Annotated in this window: 13 protein-coding genes, 1 tRNA gene, 2 pseudogenes and 1 riboswitch; of the genes and pseudogenes, 6 read left to right on the top strand and 10 right to left on the bottom strand. The window is 60.9% G+C overall.

What is annotated here, in order from left to right; all coding sequences use genetic code 11:
- Window positions 1-9: 9 nt before the first annotated feature.
- A complete protein-coding gene (locus PCPL58_RS13570) occupies window positions 10-1,497 on the bottom strand; it encodes a SulP family inorganic anion transporter (RefSeq protein ID WP_065349619.1) in 1,488 nt (495 codons plus the stop codon).
- A 427-nt stretch (window positions 1,498-1,924) separates the two neighbouring features.
- On the opposite strand from PCPL58_RS13570, the gene mapR reads away from it, so the two are divergent.
- Window positions 1,925-3,334 (top strand): GntR family transcriptional regulator MpaR, encoded by a 1,410-nt coding sequence (gene mapR, locus PCPL58_RS13565; protein WP_065349618.1) that lies wholly within the window; start codon window positions 1,925-1,927, stop codon window positions 3,332-3,334.
- A gap of 366 nt (window positions 3,335-3,700) precedes the next feature.
- On the opposite strand, the gene PCPL58_RS13560 is transcribed toward mapR, so the two are convergent.
- The 6 genes and pseudogenes from PCPL58_RS13560 to PCPL58_RS13535 form a co-directional block, all read right to left on the bottom strand.
- A tRNA-Asn gene (locus tag PCPL58_RS13560) sits at window positions 3,701-3,776 on the bottom strand.
- Between the two features lie 131 nt (window positions 3,777-3,907).
- Window positions 3,908-4,770, bottom strand: a pseudogene (locus PCPL58_RS13555) (energy transducer TonB).
- On the bottom strand, window positions 4,767-5,213 hold the full coding sequence (gene tolR / locus PCPL58_RS13550; RefSeq protein ID WP_003371985.1) for a protein TolR: 447 nt from the start codon (window positions 5,211-5,213) through the stop codon (window positions 4,767-4,769). Before tolR ends, PCPL58_RS13555 begins: the two are co-directional and overlap by 4 nt.
- A gap of 9 nt (window positions 5,214-5,222) precedes the next feature.
- Window positions 5,223-5,933 (bottom strand): protein TolQ, encoded by a 711-nt coding sequence (tolQ, locus tag PCPL58_RS13545; RefSeq protein WP_065349617.1) that lies wholly within the window; start codon window positions 5,931-5,933, stop codon window positions 5,223-5,225.
- A gap of 55 nt (window positions 5,934-5,988) precedes the next feature.
- Window positions 5,989-7,923 (bottom strand): phytase, encoded by a 1,935-nt coding sequence (locus tag PCPL58_RS13540; RefSeq protein WP_065349616.1) that lies wholly within the window; start codon window positions 7,921-7,923, stop codon window positions 5,989-5,991.
- 37 nt (window positions 7,924-7,960) lie between these two features.
- On the bottom strand, window positions 7,961-10,477 hold the full coding sequence (locus PCPL58_RS13535) for a TonB-dependent receptor (protein WP_065349615.1): 2,517 nt from the start codon (window positions 10,475-10,477) through the stop codon (window positions 7,961-7,963).
- Between the two features lie 565 nt (window positions 10,478-11,042).
- Here PCPL58_RS13535 and PCPL58_RS13530 point away from each other — a divergent pair.
- Together PCPL58_RS13530 and PCPL58_RS13525 are read left to right on the top strand one after the other, a co-directional pair.
- Window positions 11,043-11,957 carry a GGDEF domain-containing protein gene (locus PCPL58_RS13530; RefSeq protein ID WP_003411459.1) on the top strand — a complete coding sequence of 305 codons (915 nt, stop codon included), beginning with the start codon at window positions 11,043-11,045 and terminating at the stop codon, window positions 11,955-11,957.
- 9 nt (window positions 11,958-11,966) lie between these two features.
- On the top strand, window positions 11,967-13,004 hold the full coding sequence (locus tag PCPL58_RS13525) for an AraC family transcriptional regulator (protein WP_003435894.1): 1,038 nt from the start codon (window positions 11,967-11,969) through the stop codon (window positions 13,002-13,004).
- A gap of 7 nt (window positions 13,005-13,011) precedes the next feature.
- Here PCPL58_RS13525 and PCPL58_RS13520 read toward each other — a convergent pair whose 3' ends face one another.
- From PCPL58_RS13520 to pmrG, 3 genes and pseudogenes are all read right to left on the bottom strand, one after another.
- Entirely contained in the window at window positions 13,012-13,686 is a 675-nt protein-coding gene (locus tag PCPL58_RS13520; RefSeq protein WP_003435895.1) for a response regulator transcription factor, read from the bottom strand.
- A 17-nt stretch (window positions 13,687-13,703) separates the two neighbouring features.
- On the bottom strand, window positions 13,704-14,606 hold the full coding sequence (locus tag PCPL58_RS13515) for a phosphatase PAP2 family protein (RefSeq protein WP_065349614.1): 903 nt from the start codon (window positions 14,604-14,606) through the stop codon (window positions 13,704-13,706).
- Window positions 14,573-15,267 (bottom strand): annotated as a pseudogene (pmrG, locus tag PCPL58_RS13510) (lipopolysaccharide core heptose(II)-phosphate phosphatase PmrG). Before pmrG ends, PCPL58_RS13515 begins: the two are co-directional and overlap by 34 nt.
- Window positions 15,268-15,583: 316 nt before the next feature.
- Window positions 15,584-15,782: riboswitch (cobalamin riboswitch) on the top strand.
- Window positions 15,783-15,912: 130 nt separating this feature from the next.
- On the opposite strand from pmrG, the gene PCPL58_RS13505 reads away from it, so the two are divergent.
- From PCPL58_RS13505 to PCPL58_RS13495, 3 genes are read left to right on the top strand one after another with little or no spacing between them, the layout of a single operon-like run.
- Window positions 15,913-16,926, top strand: coding sequence for an ABC transporter substrate-binding protein (locus PCPL58_RS13505; RefSeq protein WP_054081059.1), 1,014 nt, complete (start codon window positions 15,913-15,915; stop codon window positions 16,924-16,926).
- Window positions 16,923-17,945, top strand: a complete 1,023-nt coding sequence (locus PCPL58_RS13500) for a FecCD family ABC transporter permease (protein WP_032609862.1) — start codon at window positions 16,923-16,925, stop codon at window positions 17,943-17,945. The genes PCPL58_RS13505 and PCPL58_RS13500 overlap by 4 nt, the downstream gene beginning before the upstream one ends.
- A complete protein-coding gene (locus PCPL58_RS13495) occupies window positions 17,942-18,733 on the top strand; it encodes an ABC transporter ATP-binding protein (RefSeq protein WP_065349613.1) in 792 nt (263 codons plus the stop codon). Before PCPL58_RS13500 ends, PCPL58_RS13495 begins: the two co-directional genes overlap by 4 nt.
- Window positions 18,734-18,787: the final 54 nt, after the last annotated feature.

The raw sequence follows: 18,787 nt of genomic DNA, 5'->3' as shown, positions 1-18,787 counted from the left end.
CCCCGCAGATCAGTGCCCCATCAACGAATCGATACCGTCCGGCTTGTCATGCACACAAAAGCGGTCCACCAGCGTAGCGGTGGCCCGGTTCATGCCGATAACGTCGACGCTGATGCCCGCCTTTCTCAGTTTCAAAACCACCTTGTCCAATGCGGCCACAGCGGTGATGTCCCAAAAATGCGCCTCGCGCAGATCGATGACCAGTGTCTCGAGGCTTTCGCGCAGGTCGAATGAGGCCATGAAACGGTCAGCGGAGGCGAAGAATACCTGGCCGGTCACGTAGTAGGTGCGATGGCTGTGGAAGGGATCACGATGCGACGTGACATCGAGGAAGTGAGCGATCTTGCTGGCAAAGAACATCGAGGCAAGCAGAGAACCGACCAGCACACCATAGGCAAGGTTATGGGTCGCCACGACCACCACCACGGTGACCACCATCACGATGTTGGTCGAGAGCGGGTATTCCTTGAGGTTGCGGATCGAGCCCCAACTGAAGGTACTGATCGACACCATGATCATCACCGCCACCAGCGCCGCCATCGGAATACGCGCCAGCCATTCGCCCAGAAACAGCATCATGATCAACAGCAGTAAACCTGCGCTGAGGGTTGAAAGACGTGTTCTGCCGCCAGACTTCACGTTGATCATCGACTGGCCGATCATGGCGCAGCCAGCCATGCCGCCGATCAGACCCGTGGCGATATTGGCAATGCCCTGCCCTTTGCACTCACGGTTTCGGTCACTGGTGGTATTAGTCAGGTCATCGACGATGGTCGCGGTCATCATCGACTCCAGCAGGCCCACCACGGCCAGCGCGGCGGAATACGGCAGAATGATCAGCAGTGTGTCGAGATTGAGCGCGACGTCCGGCCACATGAAGGTCGGCAGACTGTCGGGCATTGCGCCCATGTCACCCACGGTTCGTACATCAAGCCCCATGTAAATGGAAATTGCGGTGAGCACCAGAATGCACACCAGCGGCGAAGGCAGCAACTTGCCCAGCACCGGCACGCGCGGGAACAGGTAGATGATTGCCAGGCCCGCTGCGGTCATGGCGTAAACCGGCCAGGTCACATGGGTCAATTCCGGCAACTGGGCCATGAAAATCAGAATCGCCAGTGCATTCACGAACCCGGTAACCACCGAGCGTGAAACGAAGCGCATCAACTCACCCAGGCGCAGATAGCCGGCGATGATCTGCAGTACGCCGCAGAGCAAGGTGGCGGCCAGCAAATACTGAAGCCCGTGCTCTTTGACCAGATTCACCATCAGCAAGGCCATCGCACCTGTAGCCGCAGAAATCATCGCCGGGCGCCCGCCCACGAACGCGATGACCACGCAGATACAGAACGACGCGTAAAGCCCGACTTTCGGGTCTACCCCGGTGATGATGGAGAACGCGATGGCCTCTGGAATCAGGGCCAATGCAACAACCAGCCCGGCCAATACATCGGCACGAACGTTGGAAAAACACGTAGCTTTGATTTTTTCGAGCATGGAAATACCTGTGACAGACGCAGCAAGACGCACGGCAGCGATTGCCGGACGAGCAGGAGCATCGGTTTTCGATTAAGTAGTCAGAGTGGGAGTGGCGGCGACCAAAAAACGGGCGCAGCAACGGGCGACTGCAGCAAGAAGGCAGTCAGGTGTTGCGAGGGGGGCGTAGCGCTAAGGCGGCGTAGGCAGCCAGTTGGAACGGGACACGTCTATTTCCTTCGATGGGTCGTAAGGCGCTGGCATCATAGACCTATCCGTTTGAGTGATTCAAGCGCAAGTCATCTCCCCGAACGACCTGAGTGACGGATGGCGCAACACCCTGAAACACGTGAAAAAGCCATCTGATATTGTTTTTTACAGTTGTTTTGTCTCTGTTCGTTATGGCCGGTTTCGCTCATGATGCAGCCTTGTTCATTCGATGCCGCTTATGAAACGTTACGAAAAATTCGCCGCCGACATCTCGGAAATGATTCGCAGCGGCGTCCTGCCCGCCGGGGAAAAAGTCCCGTCCGTACGCGTCGCGAGTCGCACCTGGTCCGTCAGCCCGGCGACGGTCTTCAAGGCCTATTACCTGCTGGAAGACAAGGGACTGATTCAGGCCCGCGCACGCTCCGGGTATTACGTGCGCGAGCATGCCGCCAATGCACTGATCGAACCTGAACTGATCAGACACGCCAGCGAAGGCACCGAACTGGGTGTCAGCGACCTGATCTTTTCAGTGCTCGGCTCGCTCAAGGACCCGGACACCGTGCCATTTGGCTCGGCGTTTCCCAGCCCGCACCTGTATCCGTTGGCGAGCCTGGCAAAGTCGATGGCTTCAGCTGTGCGTGCGCTGACGCCTGCGGGCATCGTCAGCGACATGACCACCGGAAACCCCGAGCTGCGCCGACAGATCGCCCTGCGCTACATGATCAGTGGCGTGCGCTTGCCCGCTGACGAACTGGTCATCACCAATGGCGCCATGGAAGCCCTGAACCTGTGCCTGCAGTGCGTCACCGAGCCCGGCGACCTGGTCGCCATCGAAGCTCCGGCGTTCTATGCCTGCCTTCAAGTGCTGGAGCGTCTGAAGCTGAAAGCCGTCGAAATCCCCGTGCATCCGCGTGACGGGGTGGACCTCGATTCGCTGCAGGACAGCCTGACACGCCTGCCGATCAAGGCTTGCTGGTTCATGAGCAGCTTTCAGAACCCATTGGGCGCGAGCATGACTCAGGAAAACAGGATCAGGCTCTACGACCTGCTGGAACAGCATCAAATCCCGTTGATCGAGGACGATGTGTACGCCGAACTGTATTACGGCGCCAAGGCGCCTCACCCGGTGAAAAGCCTGGACCGCAGCGGACTGGTGATGCACTGCAGCTCGTTTTCCAAGACCCTCGCGCCCGGCTATCGGGTCGGCTGGGTGGCAGGCGGGCGTTACACCGAGCAGATTGACCGCCTCAAGCTCATGACCACCCTCTCCCCTTCGGTCCCCGCTCAGGCCGCGCTCGCCGACTACCTCAAGCACGGCGGCTATGACCGCCATCTGCGTAAGCTGCGCGACACCCTCGAACTGCAACAAGGCGCGATGCTCGCCGCTGCCGCCCGCTATTTCCCGGCGGCGACACGCGTCACCCGCCCCGTCGGCGGCTACTTTCTGTGGTTCGAATTCCCCGAGCGGGTTGATTCGCTGCAGCTCTTTCAACTCGCGCTCGCGCAGGGCATCAGCCTCGCACCCGGCCCGATCTTTTCCGCGTCAAGGCGCTTCAAGAATTGCGCGCGCCTCAACTACGGCACTCCCTGGGACGAACGCAGCGAGCAGGCCATGGCAATGCTGGGCCGTATCATCGCGTCGTTCTGAGCGTTTTCATGCCTTGCACAAAGACAACTGATCCGTATTTTTAAGCTGTTTCTGAATCTGTACCAGAATCTGTCCGAGCACGATAATGGCAGCGCATTGAAACGCGCAGGCCAACCGTCAAGAGTGGCGCCTGCGACTCGTTACAGACAGATCGATCAGCAGGAGACGCTCATGGGCAAGCTCGGACTTTCTTTGATAGGTTTTTTATTGTTGGCAATCGCGGTGGGTTTGTTGGGGACTATTTCGCCGTATTGAGGCGCCAGGAATGCTGAAGCCGCGCTGCATTAGCGCCAAAACGAAAAAACCCGCCATCAGGCGGGTTTTTTCTTGTTCAAAGGCATTACACATCGCCTTTGAAATATCGTCTGGCTCCACGACCTGGACTCGAACCAGGGACCCAGTGATTAACAGTCACTTGCTCTACCAACTGAGCTATCGCGGAATGAGCGCTATGTTACTGATTCGGAAAAGGAAGTCAAGCAGAGCAGAAAAAAATCTTGCTCGTTGATCCGTGCGCCATTTGCGGCCAAACAGGAGCACGGTTCAGAAGGGAGCCTGCCAGACACGGTAGCCCTACTTGATCCGATAGTGGAAGGTATTCTTCACCCCGGGCACGGTCACCGCCCTGCCCTCGACAACCCGTGGCTGATAACGAAAGGTTTGCGCTGCGGCCAGTGACGGACGGATGAACAATGGATGGCAGGCACCCTGCACTTGCGGGTTGACCACGGTGCCTTGCGGTGACACGTCGTAGACCACCGTGCAATCACCCTCGATGCCTTTGTCCAGCGCCCGTTCGGGATAGTCCGGGGCCTCCTTGCTCAGCGGCTGGTACTGGCTGCTGTCGGCAGCGGCAGCCTGCTGCTGTGCTGACTGCTGCGCCTGGCGGGCACGCTCGGCGGACTGGCGTGCCTGCTCAGCCTGACGCTGCTGCTCGATCTGCTGACGTTGCTGTTCGGCCAATTGCTGTTCCTGCTGCCTGCGCTGCTCGGCCTCGCGCAGGCGTTGGGCATTCTGCAGTTGCTCGCGCTCGCGCTTTTGCTCTTCGACGCGCTTGCGGGCCACTGCAGCCTGGTCGGGTTGACGTTGCGGCTCTGCCTGCGGTTTCGCAGCTTCGAGCGGTTTGCTGACCGGCAACGATGCCGGTGCAGGGGGTGGCGGCACCTGCACGGGCTCGCTTACCGGTGCCGCCGCCACTGGAACCGGCTCAGGCGCGGGCGTTGGCATTGGCGTTGGCGGCAGAATCAGTAATTGGGTGTCAGGGTTCTGACCGGTTCGGGCGGTTTTTCCCAGGCGTTCCAGCCGAACATCAGACCGCTCAGCAAAGCGCCGTGCAACGCCAGCGCGACCGCCGCCGCGAGGCCATTGCGGCGCAGCCAGGGCCGGTTCCCCCATTCGCGGCGCGGCGGCTGATAGTCGAGGGTCAGGGTGTTCATTGCGGCGCCTCGGTCACCAGCCCCAGTTGCGTCACGCCACTGCGTTGCAGGGCCGCCATGGCAGCGACCACACGACCGTAATCGGCTTTGTCATCCGCGCGGATGAACACTTGCGTGTCGTTGCGCTCGGCCACCAGCTGGGCAATGCGCGCCTGCATGTCTTCCAGGCTCGCGGCCTGATCGGTCTGCGCCTGAGTGTCGACGGTATCGCCCAGGTTCCAGTAGTAGCCGCCCTGCGCCTTGACGGACAACGTCACGATACGCTGCCGGGTGTCGGTGACGAGCGCTTCGCTGGCAACTTTCGGCAACTCGATTTTCACGCCTTGGGTGAGCATCGGCGCCGTCACCATGAAAATCACCAGCAGCACCAGCATCACGTCGATGTAAGGCACGACATTCATTTCGGCCTTCGGGCCATGTTTGCGTTGCGGTTTGACCAGCATGACAAGTCCTCAGGCAGCAGCGGCCATGTTGCGGGTCAGGCCTTGCAGGGTGCGGTTCAGGCGCACCTGCAGTTCATTGCCGAAGCTGTAGTAACGGGCCGTGAGGGTCTGGCCACGCGCAGCAAAACGGTTGTAGGCGATAACGGCAGGAATGGCGGCGAACAGGCCGATGGCCGTGGCGATAAGCGCTTCGGCAATACCCGGCGCGACCGTCGACAACGTGGCCTGCTGCACCTGCGACAGGCCGATGAACGAATTCATGATCCCCCAGACGGTGCCGAACAGGCCGATATACGGGCTGACCGAGCCTACCGTGGCGAGAAACTGCAGGCCTTTTTCCAATTGCAGCTCTTGCTCGCTGATGGCGACCTGCAGCGAGCGCTCGACGCCGGAGAGCACCACATCAGGCTCGATACCCGCCCGCTGCTTGAGCTGCATGTATTCGGCGTAACCCGTCTGAAATACGTCCTCGATCCCAGCCGCATCGCGCTGCGCAGAGGATGCCTGCGCCTGCAGCGGCGCCAGGTCAGCGGCACTGCGAAAGCGTTGCTGGAAGGCATCCAGTGAGCGCTCGTAATGACGCAGGACAAGACTGCGCTGAATGATCAGGTACCAGCTGACCAGCGAGGCGAGCAGCAAAATCAGCATCACAGCCTTGACCAGCAGGCTGGCATCGCTGATCAGGCCCCAGATGGTCATGTGTTCGAGAGTGGCGTGCATCGGGGTAGTCCTCTGTAATGGAACGAATGATTAGCACCGCTTGATGACAAACGACTTACGGCAGCTTCAAGGTCTTCATGACCTCCGCCCACGGCACGAACTTGAAGTTCTGCGCCTGCTCGGGCATACGCTTGCGCCCGTCCTGAACCACCAGCATGCCTTTGCTCCAGGGGCCGCCGAGGTTCATGGCGGTCACTTCGATGCCGTCGGTTTCCGAGGTGCCGTCGATCCCCGCCTTCGCGTTCAGGCCGACCCGAAAGGCGCCGCGCAGTGCATAAGGCGGCTCGGCATCCACCACCACATAGCTGTCGTTGCCCTGACTGGAAATCAGCAGATAGTCATGGCCATCGCTCTGGTACAGCGCCAGCCCCTCGACATCGGCGTGCACCACTTCACCCACCTTGATCACGCTGGACAGCGTTGCAGGCTGATCCGCCCGCGCATCGACTTCCCAGACACCTACGTCTTCTTCACCGAGAAACAGGCGCTGACGCTGGTCATCGGCCACGCAGCCTTCCGGTTGGGTGTCGACCTTGAAGCGGCGCACCAGCTCGCCTTTGGCCTTGCCGTCCGGGGCGCTGAGCCGGTATTGGAGAAAGCTGCCGTCCTTGCCGTTGGCGAAGGCATACAGCTCGCCACTGGCAGGCTTGAACAGGCAGACGCCGTAGATTTCCGCCAATGGCGTGGCGATTTCCCCCGCCTCGTGAAGCGTGCCGCTGGCGCGGTCGATGCTGAACAGGCTCAGGCTGTTGCGATCGCGATTACTCGCCACGGCCAGGTCGACGTTCTTGTTGCCCAGCATGAAACCGGGGCGCACATCGACATTGTTCAAACGCCCGACCGGCAGCTCCTGTAACTGCTTGCCGCTCAGGTCGTAAGCCAGCAGACCCTGCTTCTTGTTGGTACCCAGCACCCGGCTGAGTGCCGGATTTTTCGGGTTGACCCAGATCGCCGGGTCGTCGGCGGCGTCCCCCTGACGCCCGACCGACTGGCTCTGGATGGCCGGCATGACACTTGGCAGCGGCGCAGCAACCGCGACCGGTTTGGGCGTCCAGTTCAGCGCCCCCTGATACAGACGCTCACCGTCCTTGTCGTTGACCAGCACCTGCAAACCGCCCTTGTTCTCATGCACCGAGAGACCTTCGGGCTTCTTCAGGTTCATCAATGACAGATCGGCCACCGGCACCCAGGCTGCCTGCTGTTGATCATCCTGCTGCTGATAGAGATGCAACGACTTGCCCTTCGGGTCCAGCGCCAGCAGACCGCCAGGCACAACAGCCATTGCCCCGGCGGCCTGTTTCAGCTCGCCAAACGGCTCGCGCAGCGCCACCGGCTGCCGGGCGACATCGGCCTCGGGATGCGCCGGGTAAGCCCACCAGCCGATGTTCGCTTCATTGACGAACAACCTGTGCGCGGCATCGTCGACCTGACAAAACTCGGCGTTGGGAGGCAGCGGCAGATTGCGCACCAGGCGCGGCTCGCCATTGAGCCGGTTGTTCGCACCAATCAGCCATTGCTCGCCCTTGCCCTCTTCGCCCACCAAAAATACAAACAGGTTGCTGGCGTCATCGCGATACAGACACAGGCCGGCCACTGAATAGTCGCGTGCCGGCAGGTAGACCGGCTTCGACCAGTGCATCTTCGCCGGGTCCAGCTGGGTCAGCAGTGCCTGTTGACGTGCGTTGTCCAGCGTCGCGAGCAAGACGCTCTCGCCCGTTGAGCGGCTGTCGAGCCCTTGAAATGAACCGGGCATGCTTGCCAGTTCGCGGCCCTGCTCATCCAGCAGCAACAGGCCGGCCTTGATGCTCGCGGCCAGACGCCGACTGCCGTCACTGTCCGGCAAGAAGGCGACAGACTGAGCCTTGAACGAGGCGTTTTCAGCCCAGCGCGTCAGGTTCAGATCCATCGGCGACGAGGCCTGCGCAGCCCCGGCCGTCAGGCAAAGCAAGAGCGCCAGGCACACTGGCTTGGGTAATAGCGAAATCATCATGAACGGTTGAATCCTTTGAATGAGCGCTTCAGATCGATCAGAAATGGGTGAAGGTCAGGCCGACCTTGTAAGTCGGACCGTACTCTTCGTACTGGCCGTTGTAGGCGCGATGGCCGCTGTAGACGAAGTACGGCTGATCGGTAAGGTTCTGTGCCTCGAAGCTGACCTTGAGGTTCTTCGTCAGTGAATAGCGCGCGCTGAAATCAACGAAGGTCTGCGCGTCCACATACTGGTCATGGTCCTTGTCGCCGATCGCCGCCAGCTCGTAGAGGTAGGCCGACTTGTAGTTGGCGGACAGACGCAGACTGAGCTTGTCGTTCTCCCAGCCGAGCATGACGTTACCGACGGTTTTCGACTGGCTGGGCAGGTCGATATCGCGTTTGCGATTGCTGCCGGTGCTCTGGTCGAAACCGTTGATGCTGGCATCCGAGCGGCTCAACGTGGCATTGGCGCCCAGCAGCAGACCGTTCCATGGCGCAGGCAACCAGTCGAGCTTCTGCGAGTAGGCCAGCTCCAGGCCATACAGCTTGGCCTTGTCGCCATTGGCAAAGGTGTTGGCCTCGGAGAAGTTCGCCCACTGCCCGGTGCCGGCCAGGTCGGTGTTGTAGACGAAATTCTGGATGTCCTTGTAGAACACGAACGCCGACACCGTGCCTGCGCGGCCCATGAAGTGTTCGATGCCCAGGTCCAGGTTGCTTGACTCCAGCGGCTTGAGATTCGGGTTACCGAAAGACGCTTCGTCATCATCGATCACAAAACCCGGTGCCAGTTGTCCGAACGTGGGACGTACCACGGTTTTGGTCCATGCAGCACGCAGTTGGGTACTCTTGTCGATCTGATAACGGGCATGCAGGCCCGGCAGCCAGTGATGATAGCGACGGCTGGTGGTACTGGACTCGAACGCGCCATCACGCACACCAGTGCCCTTGGCGTCCATTTCCGTGCCTTCGTAGCGCAGGCCGGCGATGAAGCGCCACTTGTCGACATCCAGGGTATTCATGAAATAACCGGCGTTGATGTCTTCGTTGATCTTGAAGTCATTGGCGCGGCTTTCGGCCTCGTCGTAGGCGTCAGCAGCGTTGAGGCCACCGATCAGCCCCTTGATCGCACCGGGGCTGATGCCGCTGCCGAAGTTGCCCAGCCGGTAGTCGATGTTGCCTTTCTGGAACTGCGTCAGGTTGAGTTGCTGGTCGCTGAAGCCCAGGTCATCGAAATCCTCGTATTTCCAGACTTCCAGGTCATTGCTCTTGTCGCGACGGCTGACCTTGCCACCAAACTTGAACTGCGAGGCATAGCCCTTGAAATCGTAATCACGGGCCAGGTCCAGACGCAGGTTTTTCTCGGAGTCCTTGGTGTACTGCTTTTCCCAGTCGACCTTGTCCAGGGTGAAGTTCGAGTTGTCGTAGAACGAGGAGCCGACAATCGGCCGCGGCTTGTCGCGGTCGTAGAAACCGGTGTCGGCAAAGTCATCGTTGCCGACGAACGTGGCGCCTGCGATATGGCCAGGGCTGTCCTCGCTGGATTCGCTGTAACCGGCCTGGCCGCTGAGGGTCCACAGGCCGACCATGCGCTCGCCACCGAATACGTAGGACTGGATTTCCTGGGTTTCAGTACGCGCCTTGAGCTTGCGCGTGCCTTCGGCATCGCCTGTCTGCCCTGCGCTTTGCGCATCGGCAAACTCGAAACCGTTGGTGGTGCGGACTTCGTCGTCCTTGAAGCGGCTGTACAGGGTGCGCAGGTAATACTTGCTGACGTCATCGGGCCGGTAATCGAAGTTCAGGCCGCCACCGGCGCGCTCGCGACTGATGTCGTAGTCGCGCTGTTCGAATGATTGCAGCCGCGCGCCATCCCAGTCACCGCCGGTTTCGACGTTGTCGGAGCCGAAGTCACGCTTCTGCCAGCTCAGCGCTGCCGCCACGCCGAAGTTGTCGATGCCGTCGCCGAGGCTGAAACGATTGCTCGCCGCGCCGGAAAACTTGGGACTGGTCTGACGGGTGTTCTTGTCGTAGCTGGCCTCGCTGCTGCCGGTGTAGAACAGGCCCTTGTGGTCGAAGGCCGAGAGGCTCTCGACATCGATGGTGCCACCCAGCGAATTGGCGTCCATGTCCGGGGTCAGGGTCTTGATCACTGACAGGGACTGCACCAGTTCGGCGGGCAGGACATCCAGCGCCACGGCGCGTCGATCACTTTCCGGGGCAGGCACCATGGTGCCGTTGATGGTCACGCTGTTCAGGTCGGGGGCCAGGCCACGAACGGTGACAAAGCGCCCCTCGCCCTGATCGCGCTCGACGCTGACGCCCGGCAGGCGCTGCACCGCTTCGGCGACGTTCTGGTCCGGTAACTGCGCAACACCGTCGGCATGCACCACGCTCTTGATGCTGTCGGAGCTGCGTTGCTCCTTGAGCGCGTTGTCGATGCTCGCGGCCTGGCCGACCACTTGCACGTGCTCGGTGGTATCGGCTTCGGCGGCCTGCAAACGTTCGCTGCCGATGGCAAACGCCAGCGCGCTGAGTGTGAAACCGACCAGTTGGGCCCTGCTGCGACGCCTGTGCATGTAAGTCCTCCCCCATAAACCCGACAGACCAGGCAAATGGCCCGGCAACTGGAGGCGCAAGCTAGAGTCGTGCAGTGACGGTTCTGTGACAGGTAACGGGCCCAGGGGCTGAAAACAGCGGGTTTGAGGGGAATCGAGCAGGTAAATGAGCTGATTTGACTTTCAGGCGGGGCTGGAGCTGTAGGCCGTACTGATGCTCGGTGTGTCTGGCGCACTGTATATACCGACCCTACTGTCGGTTCCCGACAGATCACGAGCAAGCTCGCTCCCACGACCGCTGGCCAGAATCAAACGCCGACAGGCAGGTAACTCTGATACGACACAACCTCATGCGTTACCCGCAACCGCTGCCAACGCAGCAATGACACTGAAGACGCAGAGTGCGACGTAAGTGACGGCTGAGTCCTGGCGCTGATCAGAGGTGGCTTATACGTCAGATGCGAAGCAAAAACCTGTAACACACGTGAGCTGATTCGACCTTTCGCGGTTCGCGTTACCCGTCACCGAAGTGTCATGTGCATCTGTTCTGCTGGCCGATAATCAGCACTTCGGGAGCCGTCTGTTCATGTTCAGGATCATCCAACCTCATCGCTGGAAACTCGCCGTGCTGATGGTCGCCTCCAATCTCGGCCTGCTGGCGTTTCTGGCATTCGGCACGCTCAAACATGTCAGCGAATGGCAGTGGCTGGACATCGTCGGTGAAGGTGGCTCCGCCCTGCTGTCGCTGGTCTGGCTGTTTCTGGTGTTCAAGAGTAGACCGGCCGGCCGGGTGACCAATTACCTGTCGATCGGCCTGAGTTGCGTGTTCTTCTCGTGGTGGATCGACGCGCTCGACGAATTCATCCGCCTGCCCGCTGCGATCGAATGGGATCACTGGCTGGAATCCGGCCCGATGCCGGTCGGCCTGATTCTGTTGACCCTGGGCATCTACCACTGGCATCGCGAACAACTGGCAATCAGCGCACAAATGGAAAAACGCGAGCGCGGCTTCCGGGAGCACCGGTTGTACGACAAACTCACCCCGCTGGGCAGCGCCGACTACCTGAAGCGCCAACTGGTGGTCAGCCTGGAACAGAGTGTCTGCCAACAGCAGCCGCTGTCGCTGCTGGCGCTGGACGTGGATGGTTTCAGCGCGATCAACAATGCCTTCGGGCATGCCGAAGGCGATGAGGTGCTGTCGGCGCTCAGCCACTTGCTGGTGCTCAATCTGCGCCGTCAGGACCTGCTCTGCCGTCTGGCTGGCGACCGTTTCGTGGTGTTGTTGCCCAACACCGGAGAAAGCCAGGCAAAGCTGCTGGCGCTGGAGTTGCAGCAGGCGGTCGCCAGTCTGGCGCACAAGACCCGCCAACAGGGCGAACGCATTCACCTGTCGGCCAGCGTGGCGGTCGTCATGGCACTCAATGAAACGCCGGACAACCTGCTGCGCCGCCTCAATCTGTCGCTGGCCCGCGCCCGACGCCCTCTGACCTGCACTGCCTGAGCGCCTGCCATGACGCTTAAAAGTGACTGGTATGAAATCGACAGCCGCTTCATCCCCGGCCACTACCAGCCGGCAACGCTGATTGATCTGGCCTTGTCGCGCGGCATTGACAGCCATCGCCTGCTCAAAGGTACCGGGCTGTTTTACGAGGACATCGTTGCGGGCAAGACGCGCCTGAGCCCGCAACAGTTTTTCGTCCTGATCGGTAACGCGCAACGTCAGATGGAAGCCGACGACACCAGCTTCCTGTTCGGCCAGCGGCTGTTTCCCGGCCACTACGGCGCGGCCAGTCACGCGCTGCGTCATGCGCAAAACCTGCATCAGGCGCTGGAGATACTGATCCGCCAACAGGCGCTGCTCAGCCCGCTGCTGATACCGCGTCTGGAGCTGGACGAACAGTTCGCCTATCTCTACTGGCTGGACAGTTGTGGTGCAGGTGAACAGCAACGCTTCCTGCTCGAAGCCGGCATGACCGCACTGGTGGCGATGAGTCAGTCGCTGAGCGGCGAGCGTTTGCCGTGGGAATGCAGTTTCTGTCACGAAGAGCCACGCTACATCGAGCAGTACTGGGTTCATCTGGGCGAAAACACGGCATTTGGCCGCCCGCTGAACATGATGCGCCTGCCCAGGTATTACCTTACCCATGCCTGGCCTGGCGCATCGCCCATTGCCGTGCAGGTCGCGCAGCAGGAAGCCGACGGGCAACTCGCCGCGCTGGGCATGTCGTTCAGCCTGCTGGACCGCTTGCACCAGCACCTGCGTGAACATGTGCGACAGGCCACCAGCCTGGAACAGGTCGCTCACGCTTTCGCCATGAGCCCCGCCACGCTGAAGCGCAAGTTGCACAAGCACGGCACGCACTTTCAGGCGCAGCACGACCTGGCGCGCAAACACGTCGCGTTGTACCTGTACCAGATCAAGGGGATGAGCAACGAAGCTGTGGCGGACTACCTGAACTTCAACGACCCGGCCAATTTCCGCCGTTCATTCAAACGCTGGACCGGCAGCACACCGACCCTGATCCAGCGCCTGTTCAACTTCGAATGAGTCCGCCTCAGCGCTGCGCACACAGCTTGTAACCCAGGCCATGGGCCGTGTGCAGCAACGGCGTGTCGTGCCCGCCATCCAGTACCCGCCTAAGCACGTGGATGTTGCTGCGCAAACTGCTGCTGTTCGGGGCATCACGGCCCCAAAGCGCCTCTTCCAGCTCGGCCCGCTTGACGATATGCGGGCTTTTGCGCATCAGCAGTTCCAATAGCTTCATGTTGGTCGGGTTGAGCTTCAAAGGCACGCCTTTGCGGGTGACCTCCAGGGTGTCGAGATCGAACTGCAGGTCGGCAACCACCATCATCCGGTTGTCCTGGCGCTGCCGTCGGCTGACGATCGCTTCTACCCTGGCGAGCACTTCGGACATTGCAAACGGCTTGGTGATGTAGTCGTCGGCCCCCACCTTGAAACCGGTGAGCCGATCATCCAGTTCATCGCGCGCGCTGAGCATCACAATCGCGACTTCCGACTTCGAATACTGGCGCAGGCTGTGGCAGATCTGGTTGCCGTCGATGCCGGGCAGCATGATGTCGAGAATGATCGCATCGAAGCGTTTCGACGCGGCCAGATGCAGCCCGCTCAGGCCGTCCAGCGCCCCTTCTACCGCGTGCCCCCTGAGCTCGAAGAATTCCAGCAGGTTATCGTGGATATCACGATGGTCTTCAATAACCAGAATGTTCATTGCCGCGCCTTGTTGTTCTACCCGGCCGACCGGGAACCTGTCGCCAGTGCGTCTGCAGGTCGAGTGACGAATGCATCAGGTTTGTTGACGCCCAACGCCTGGCGAATCGGCTGTTGCAACCTCGATCGGCCATAGAAGCACAAGGCAACCAGCAACGTGCTTAGCCACACCACAATACCTGCCCAGAAGGTGTGCGACATGAAGTGCCAGCCTTGCAGCACCCGCGTGGTGCCGTAAATCATCCCGAGCAGCAGAATGGTCGCCAGCAGGGTATTCGAATGCCGCCAGCAATAGCGACGAGCCACGAAGTACAGGGCCAGCAGACTGAACGCGCTTGACGCGTGACCGCCCGGCCAGCATCGCCCGGCGCCGGCCTCGTGCAGCAGGTTGAAGTTCCTGAACCACTCGATGTGCGCCTGACTGCCACCGTACAAGGTAGTCTCGACAGGACAGTAAACGCTGGTATGGCTTTTCAGGTAATGGATCATGGCGGTGCTCAGCGCAAAGGCAACGATGACGAAAAAGAAGTCCAGCCGGTGCCTGCGTGCAAAGCGCAGGAAGGTGCCCAACCGAGAGCCCGTCAGCCGCCTCGCGAGGCGCGAATCATTATATTTTTCCAGCAACGGCCAGACAAAGGACAGCATCGCACCAATGATCGCCAGCTCTCCGGTCCAGTTCGGAAGGATCCGCGCCCATCTGTGTGTGATGTTCTCGAACAGATGGCTCTGGCCGATGGGAAACACCCCGGCCGTCGAATCGAAAAACAGGTCACTCAGTTGCCGGTCGATCGTGGTCAGGTCGAAGGTGACGAAGACCAGTAACGCGAAAAACACCGGTACACCCAGGTTGATGCCGTAGAACCGCAGCCTGGCGCTGGAAGATGTCGTCAATTGAATTGCTCGCTGTTGAGGTTTGCCCATTGCCCGGCATTCAGGGAGCCGAGGATTTTCGGCGGATGGCTGCCGTCTATTTGTACGAAAAACGCCTGGGCGTACTCACTGGAGCGCTCGCCGCCAGGTACGCCGACCTTGCGCTCGAACTGATCGATGCAGCCACTGTGGGTCACCAGCACCATGTTCTCGCCGCTGACCTTGTGGGCCTGCACCGCTTTCATGAAGCCGCTGTCACAGTCATTGATCCAGTCCTGGCCAGCCACCGCGTGCCCGGCCAACAGTTGCGCAGTCTGTTGCGTGCGGGTCTTGGGCTGGCGATCATGCGCGCGTGGTCCATGCCCATTTTCTGCAACCCGGCGCCCACCGCCAGAGCGGCGTCGCGGCCGTTGGAGGTAATGCCGTCGGCGTCGCTCATGCACGGGTTGCTCGAGCGGTCACAACGTTCGGCGTGGCGAATCATCACCACTACATTGCCTTGCCGCCAGTGCTCGCGAAGGCCGGAAACGCTCAGGTTGCTGCCGACCCCCAGGTCCACCACATGCACACCCGAGAACGCCGAGTAGAACCATGCACAGATAGCCGTCAGCACGACGGCAACGGACATCGATACGATGTGCCGATGCAATTTGTAGCGCTGACTGATGCCCGAACGGGGAAGTACATTCTTGTTGATTATCGTGTCGGTCAAGGGACCACTCCTGCCATGAACCTATGTGTGGCGTTGACCCAGGGAGTGCCCGAGGTCTGTGCCGCTCCCATGCAGGCAAGATAGGTTCAGCATCGTCCCGATGCGGTGAAGAAGATGTGAAAAACGTGTTGTGGCCCAGCGCCATGTTTTTCACGCGAACGCTCTGGAATGGGCCTTTGCGGTTTTACGGACGTGAACATGAAGATAATTTAAGCGTTTTTCCCGAAAGTTCCGTGCCCATCGGGACGGTTTTGGACTCACAGACCGTCTGCTGCAGCAGCTGTGCGCAAAGGATTAGCCACTAAAACGCTTATCGTTTACCATGCCGCGCGTCGGTTTCCGAGAGGAACTAACAGGGAATTCGCACGCCTTTCTCACCAGGCGAAAAACGAAACTGCCCCCGCAACTGTAGGCACCGAGCCTGCTCCATGACTGCCACTGGATCGTGATCCGGGAAGGCCGGAGCCTGGCGATGACGTGTCAGTCAGGAGACCTGCCGACCCGCTTCAATCCACTAACCGGCGGGGTGTCCGGGAAGGACATCCGCACGCGTCGGCATTTCCTGTCGTGCCCGGTGATCATCCGGGGATGTGTTTCCTGATGTGCATTGCGCCCTGGCACCTGCTCCAACGGAGACCGCATTTCATGTCGCTGCCCCGCCTCGCCGCATTCGCTGCCAGCCTGACGCTGTCCACCCTGGCCCTCGCCGCCCCCACTCAGTACCCGCTGACCCTTGAAAACTGTGGCGCAACCCTGACCTTCCAGCATGCGCCGACCAAGGCTGTCACCATTGGCCAGGCCGGCACCGAAATGCTTTACGAACTGGGCCTGGGCGACAGACTGGTCGGCACTTCCCTGTGGTTCAACAATGTATTGCCACGTTTCAAGGCGCAGAACGACAAGGTCGAGCGCCTGGCCGACAACGAGCCCAGTTTCGAGGCAGTGATTGGCAAGCGACCGGAACTGGTGGCCGTGCAACTGGAGTGGATGGTCGGCAAACAGGGCGTGGTCGGCACCCGCGAGCAGTTCCATGACCTGAAGATACCCACTTACATCCTGCCGTCCGACTGCGAAGGCAAGGACAATCTGGTCGGTGCCGATGGCACACGCCTGGAGCCGTTCCGCATCGACACCATCTACAAGAGCATCGAGCAACTGGCGCAGATTTTCGATGTGCGGGATCGCGGCGACGCGCTGGTTGCCGACCTCAAGGCCCGCCTGAGCGCAGCGATTGCCAACGTCCGGCAGAACAAGGCCAATGACGTCTCGGCGCTGTTCTGGTTCTCCAGCTCCGACCTCGCCAGCGACCCTTTCGTGGCCGGCCGCAAAGGCATTCCGGACTTCATGCTCAACAGCCTGGGCATGCGCAATATCGTTCAGTCCGACGAGGAATGGCCGACTGTGGGCTGGGAAACCATCGCCAAAGCCAACCCGAGCATTCTGGTCATCGCGCGCATGGATCGCCGCCGCTTCCCGGCTGACGATTACTTGAAAAAAATCGAATTCCTCAAGACCGACCCGGTGACCCGCAACATGGACGCGGTCAAGCATGACCGGATCGTGATCATCGACGCCGAGGGCATGCAGGCGGGCCTGCGCCTGTTCACCGGGTTCGAGGAACTGGCTGACGCCGCCAACCGTTTCAACGCTGCCAAATGAGATTGCCGATAGCGTTGGTTCATGTGCTCTGGGTCTCGGCAGTGCTGGTGCTGGCGATCATGATCGGGGCCGCGATCGGCGAAACCTCGATCAGCCTGAACGTGGTTTTCCAGGTGCTGGCCAACAAACTCTGGGGCGCTGGCTATGTACTCGACCCTATAGACGAAGGCATCGTCTGGAACTACCGGCTGACCCGCGCCATTGTCGCGGCGGCCTGCGGGGCCGGGCTAGCGATCTGTGGTGTGGTGTTGCAATCGTTATTGCGCAACCCGCTGGCAGACCCGTATCTGCTGGGGATTTCCGCAGGGGCTTCGACCGGCGCGGTACTGGTCGCCATTCTGGGCTTTGGTGCAGGTGCGATCTCGATGTCGGCAGGCGCCTTTGTCGGGGCCGTGGCGGCGTTTTCGCTGGTCGCCCTGCTGGCGCATTCCTCACGCGGCACGACGGCAGCCGGGCAGATCATTCTGGCCGGGATCGCCGGGTCGCAACTGTTCAATGCCCTGACCTCGTTTCTGATCACCAAATCGGCAAGCTCCGAGCAGGCACGCGGTATCATGTTCTGGCTGCTGGGTAACCTCAGCGGCGTGCGCTGGCACTCGGTCTGGCTGGCTGTGCCGACGGTGCTGGCAGGCCTGCTGGTGTGCCTCTGGCACCGGCGAGCGCTGGACGCGTTCACCTTCGGCAGCGACTCGGCGGCATCGCTGGGGATCGCGGTACGGCGCGTGCAGATCATCCTGATCGCCAGCGCTGCGCTGGTCACCGCGGTGATGGTCTCGATTGTCGGCTCCATCGGCTTCGTCGGGCTGGTGATCCCGCACGCGGTGCGGATGCTGGTCGGTGTCCGGCACGCCCGGCTGGTGCCGTTGAGCGCCTTGAGCGGCGCACTGTTTCTGATCGCTGCCGATATCCTTTCGCGCACCCTGATCAAGGGGCAGGCGCTGCCGATCGGGGTGATTACCGCACTGATCGGCGCACCGGTCTTCGCTTTGATTCTTATCCGGGGCAACAGCACGCGATGAATGCCTTACCTCATCCGCTCAGTGCACCGGTACTCGGTTGTTCCGGTCTGGGTTATTCGGTACGTGGCGCAGCGCTGCTGCGCGATGTCGACCTGAGCATTGCCGCAGGTGAAACCCTGGCCGTGGTCGGTCCCAACGGCTCGGGCAAATCCACCCTGCTCAAGCTACTGGCCGGTATTCAGAAGCCGGTCAGCGGCTCGGTCAGCCTGGGCGGGCGAGCACTTGAGGCCTTGAGCCGCAGGGACGTGGCGCGCCTTCTGGCGGTGGTCGAGCAGCAGGCTGAAACCAGCGACGCCGTGACCGTGCTGGACGCCGTCGAACTGGGCCGCACGCCCTGGCTGTCGGCACTCGAGCCGTGGAGCGCCGAGGACGATGCAATCGTTCGCCAGGCGCTACAGGATGTGGACATGCTGCACCTGCAAAAACGCGCCTGGCACACCTTGTCCGGTGGCGAGCGGCAACGCGTTCACATCGCCAGGGCGCTGGCGCAACGGCCGCAGATCCTTCTGCTGGACGAACCGACCAATCATCTGGACATCCAGCATCAACTGACCATCCTCGGCCTGGTCAGGGCCTTGCCGGTGACCACCGTGATTGCCCTGCACGATCTGAATCAGGCGCTGGACTGCGACCGTGTGGCGGTCATGGAAAAGGGTCGGCTGGTCGCGCTGGGTGCGCCGCTCGAGGTACTGACTCCGGAACGCTTGCTGAGCACCTTCGGCGTCGTGGCGCACTGGCTGACCGACCCCAGTGACGGGGCGAAGATTCTGCGCCTGCGCTCGCGCTGAACCACGCCGATGGTCAGTCCGGCACCTGCTGCCATCTGCAACAGGTGCACCGCG

Origin of the sequence: Pseudomonas cerasi (assembly GCF_900074915.1) — a bacterium.
Taxonomy (GTDB): Bacteria; Pseudomonadota; Gammaproteobacteria; order Pseudomonadales; family Pseudomonadaceae; genus Aquipseudomonas; species Aquipseudomonas cerasi.
This window is presented reverse-complemented; position numbering and strand designations above follow the sequence as displayed.

Coding starts and splice junctions, on each gene's coding strand:
- tolR (WP_003371985.1), bottom strand. CDS start 5,213: ATGCTGGTCAAACCGCAACGCAAACATGGCCCGAAGGCCGAAATGAAT.
- PCPL58_RS13540 (WP_065349616.1), bottom strand. CDS start 7,923: ATGATGATTTCGCTATTACCCAAGCCAGTGTGCCTGGCGCTCTTGCTT.
- PCPL58_RS13535 (WP_065349615.1), bottom strand. CDS start 10,477: ATGCACAGGCGTCGCAGCAGGGCCCAACTGGTCGGTTTCACACTCAGC.
- mapR (WP_065349618.1), top strand. CDS start 1,925: ATGAAACGTTACGAAAAATTCGCCGCCGACATCTCGGAAATGATTCGC.
- PCPL58_RS13520 (WP_003435895.1), bottom strand. CDS start 13,686: ATGAACATTCTGGTTATTGAAGACCATCGTGATATCCACGATAACCTG.
- PCPL58_RS13570 (WP_065349619.1), bottom strand. CDS start 1,497: ATGCTCGAAAAAATCAAAGCTACGTGTTTTTCCAACGTTCGTGCCGAT.
- PCPL58_RS13525 (WP_003435894.1), top strand. CDS start 11,967: ATGACGCTTAAAAGTGACTGGTATGAAATCGACAGCCGCTTCATCCCC.
- PCPL58_RS13500 (WP_032609862.1), top strand. CDS start 16,923: ATGAGATTGCCGATAGCGTTGGTTCATGTGCTCTGGGTCTCGGCAGTG.
- tolQ (WP_065349617.1), bottom strand. CDS start 5,933: ATGCACGCCACTCTCGAACACATGACCATCTGGGGCCTGATCAGCGAT.
- PCPL58_RS13515 (WP_065349614.1), bottom strand. CDS start 14,606: ATGGGCAAACCTCAACAGCGAGCAATTCAATTGACGACATCTTCCAGC.
- PCPL58_RS13505 (WP_054081059.1), top strand. CDS start 15,913: ATGTCGCTGCCCCGCCTCGCCGCATTCGCTGCCAGCCTGACGCTGTCC.
- PCPL58_RS13530 (WP_003411459.1), top strand. CDS start 11,043: ATGTTCAGGATCATCCAACCTCATCGCTGGAAACTCGCCGTGCTGATG.
- PCPL58_RS13495 (WP_065349613.1), top strand. CDS start 17,942: ATGAATGCCTTACCTCATCCGCTCAGTGCACCGGTACTCGGTTGTTCC.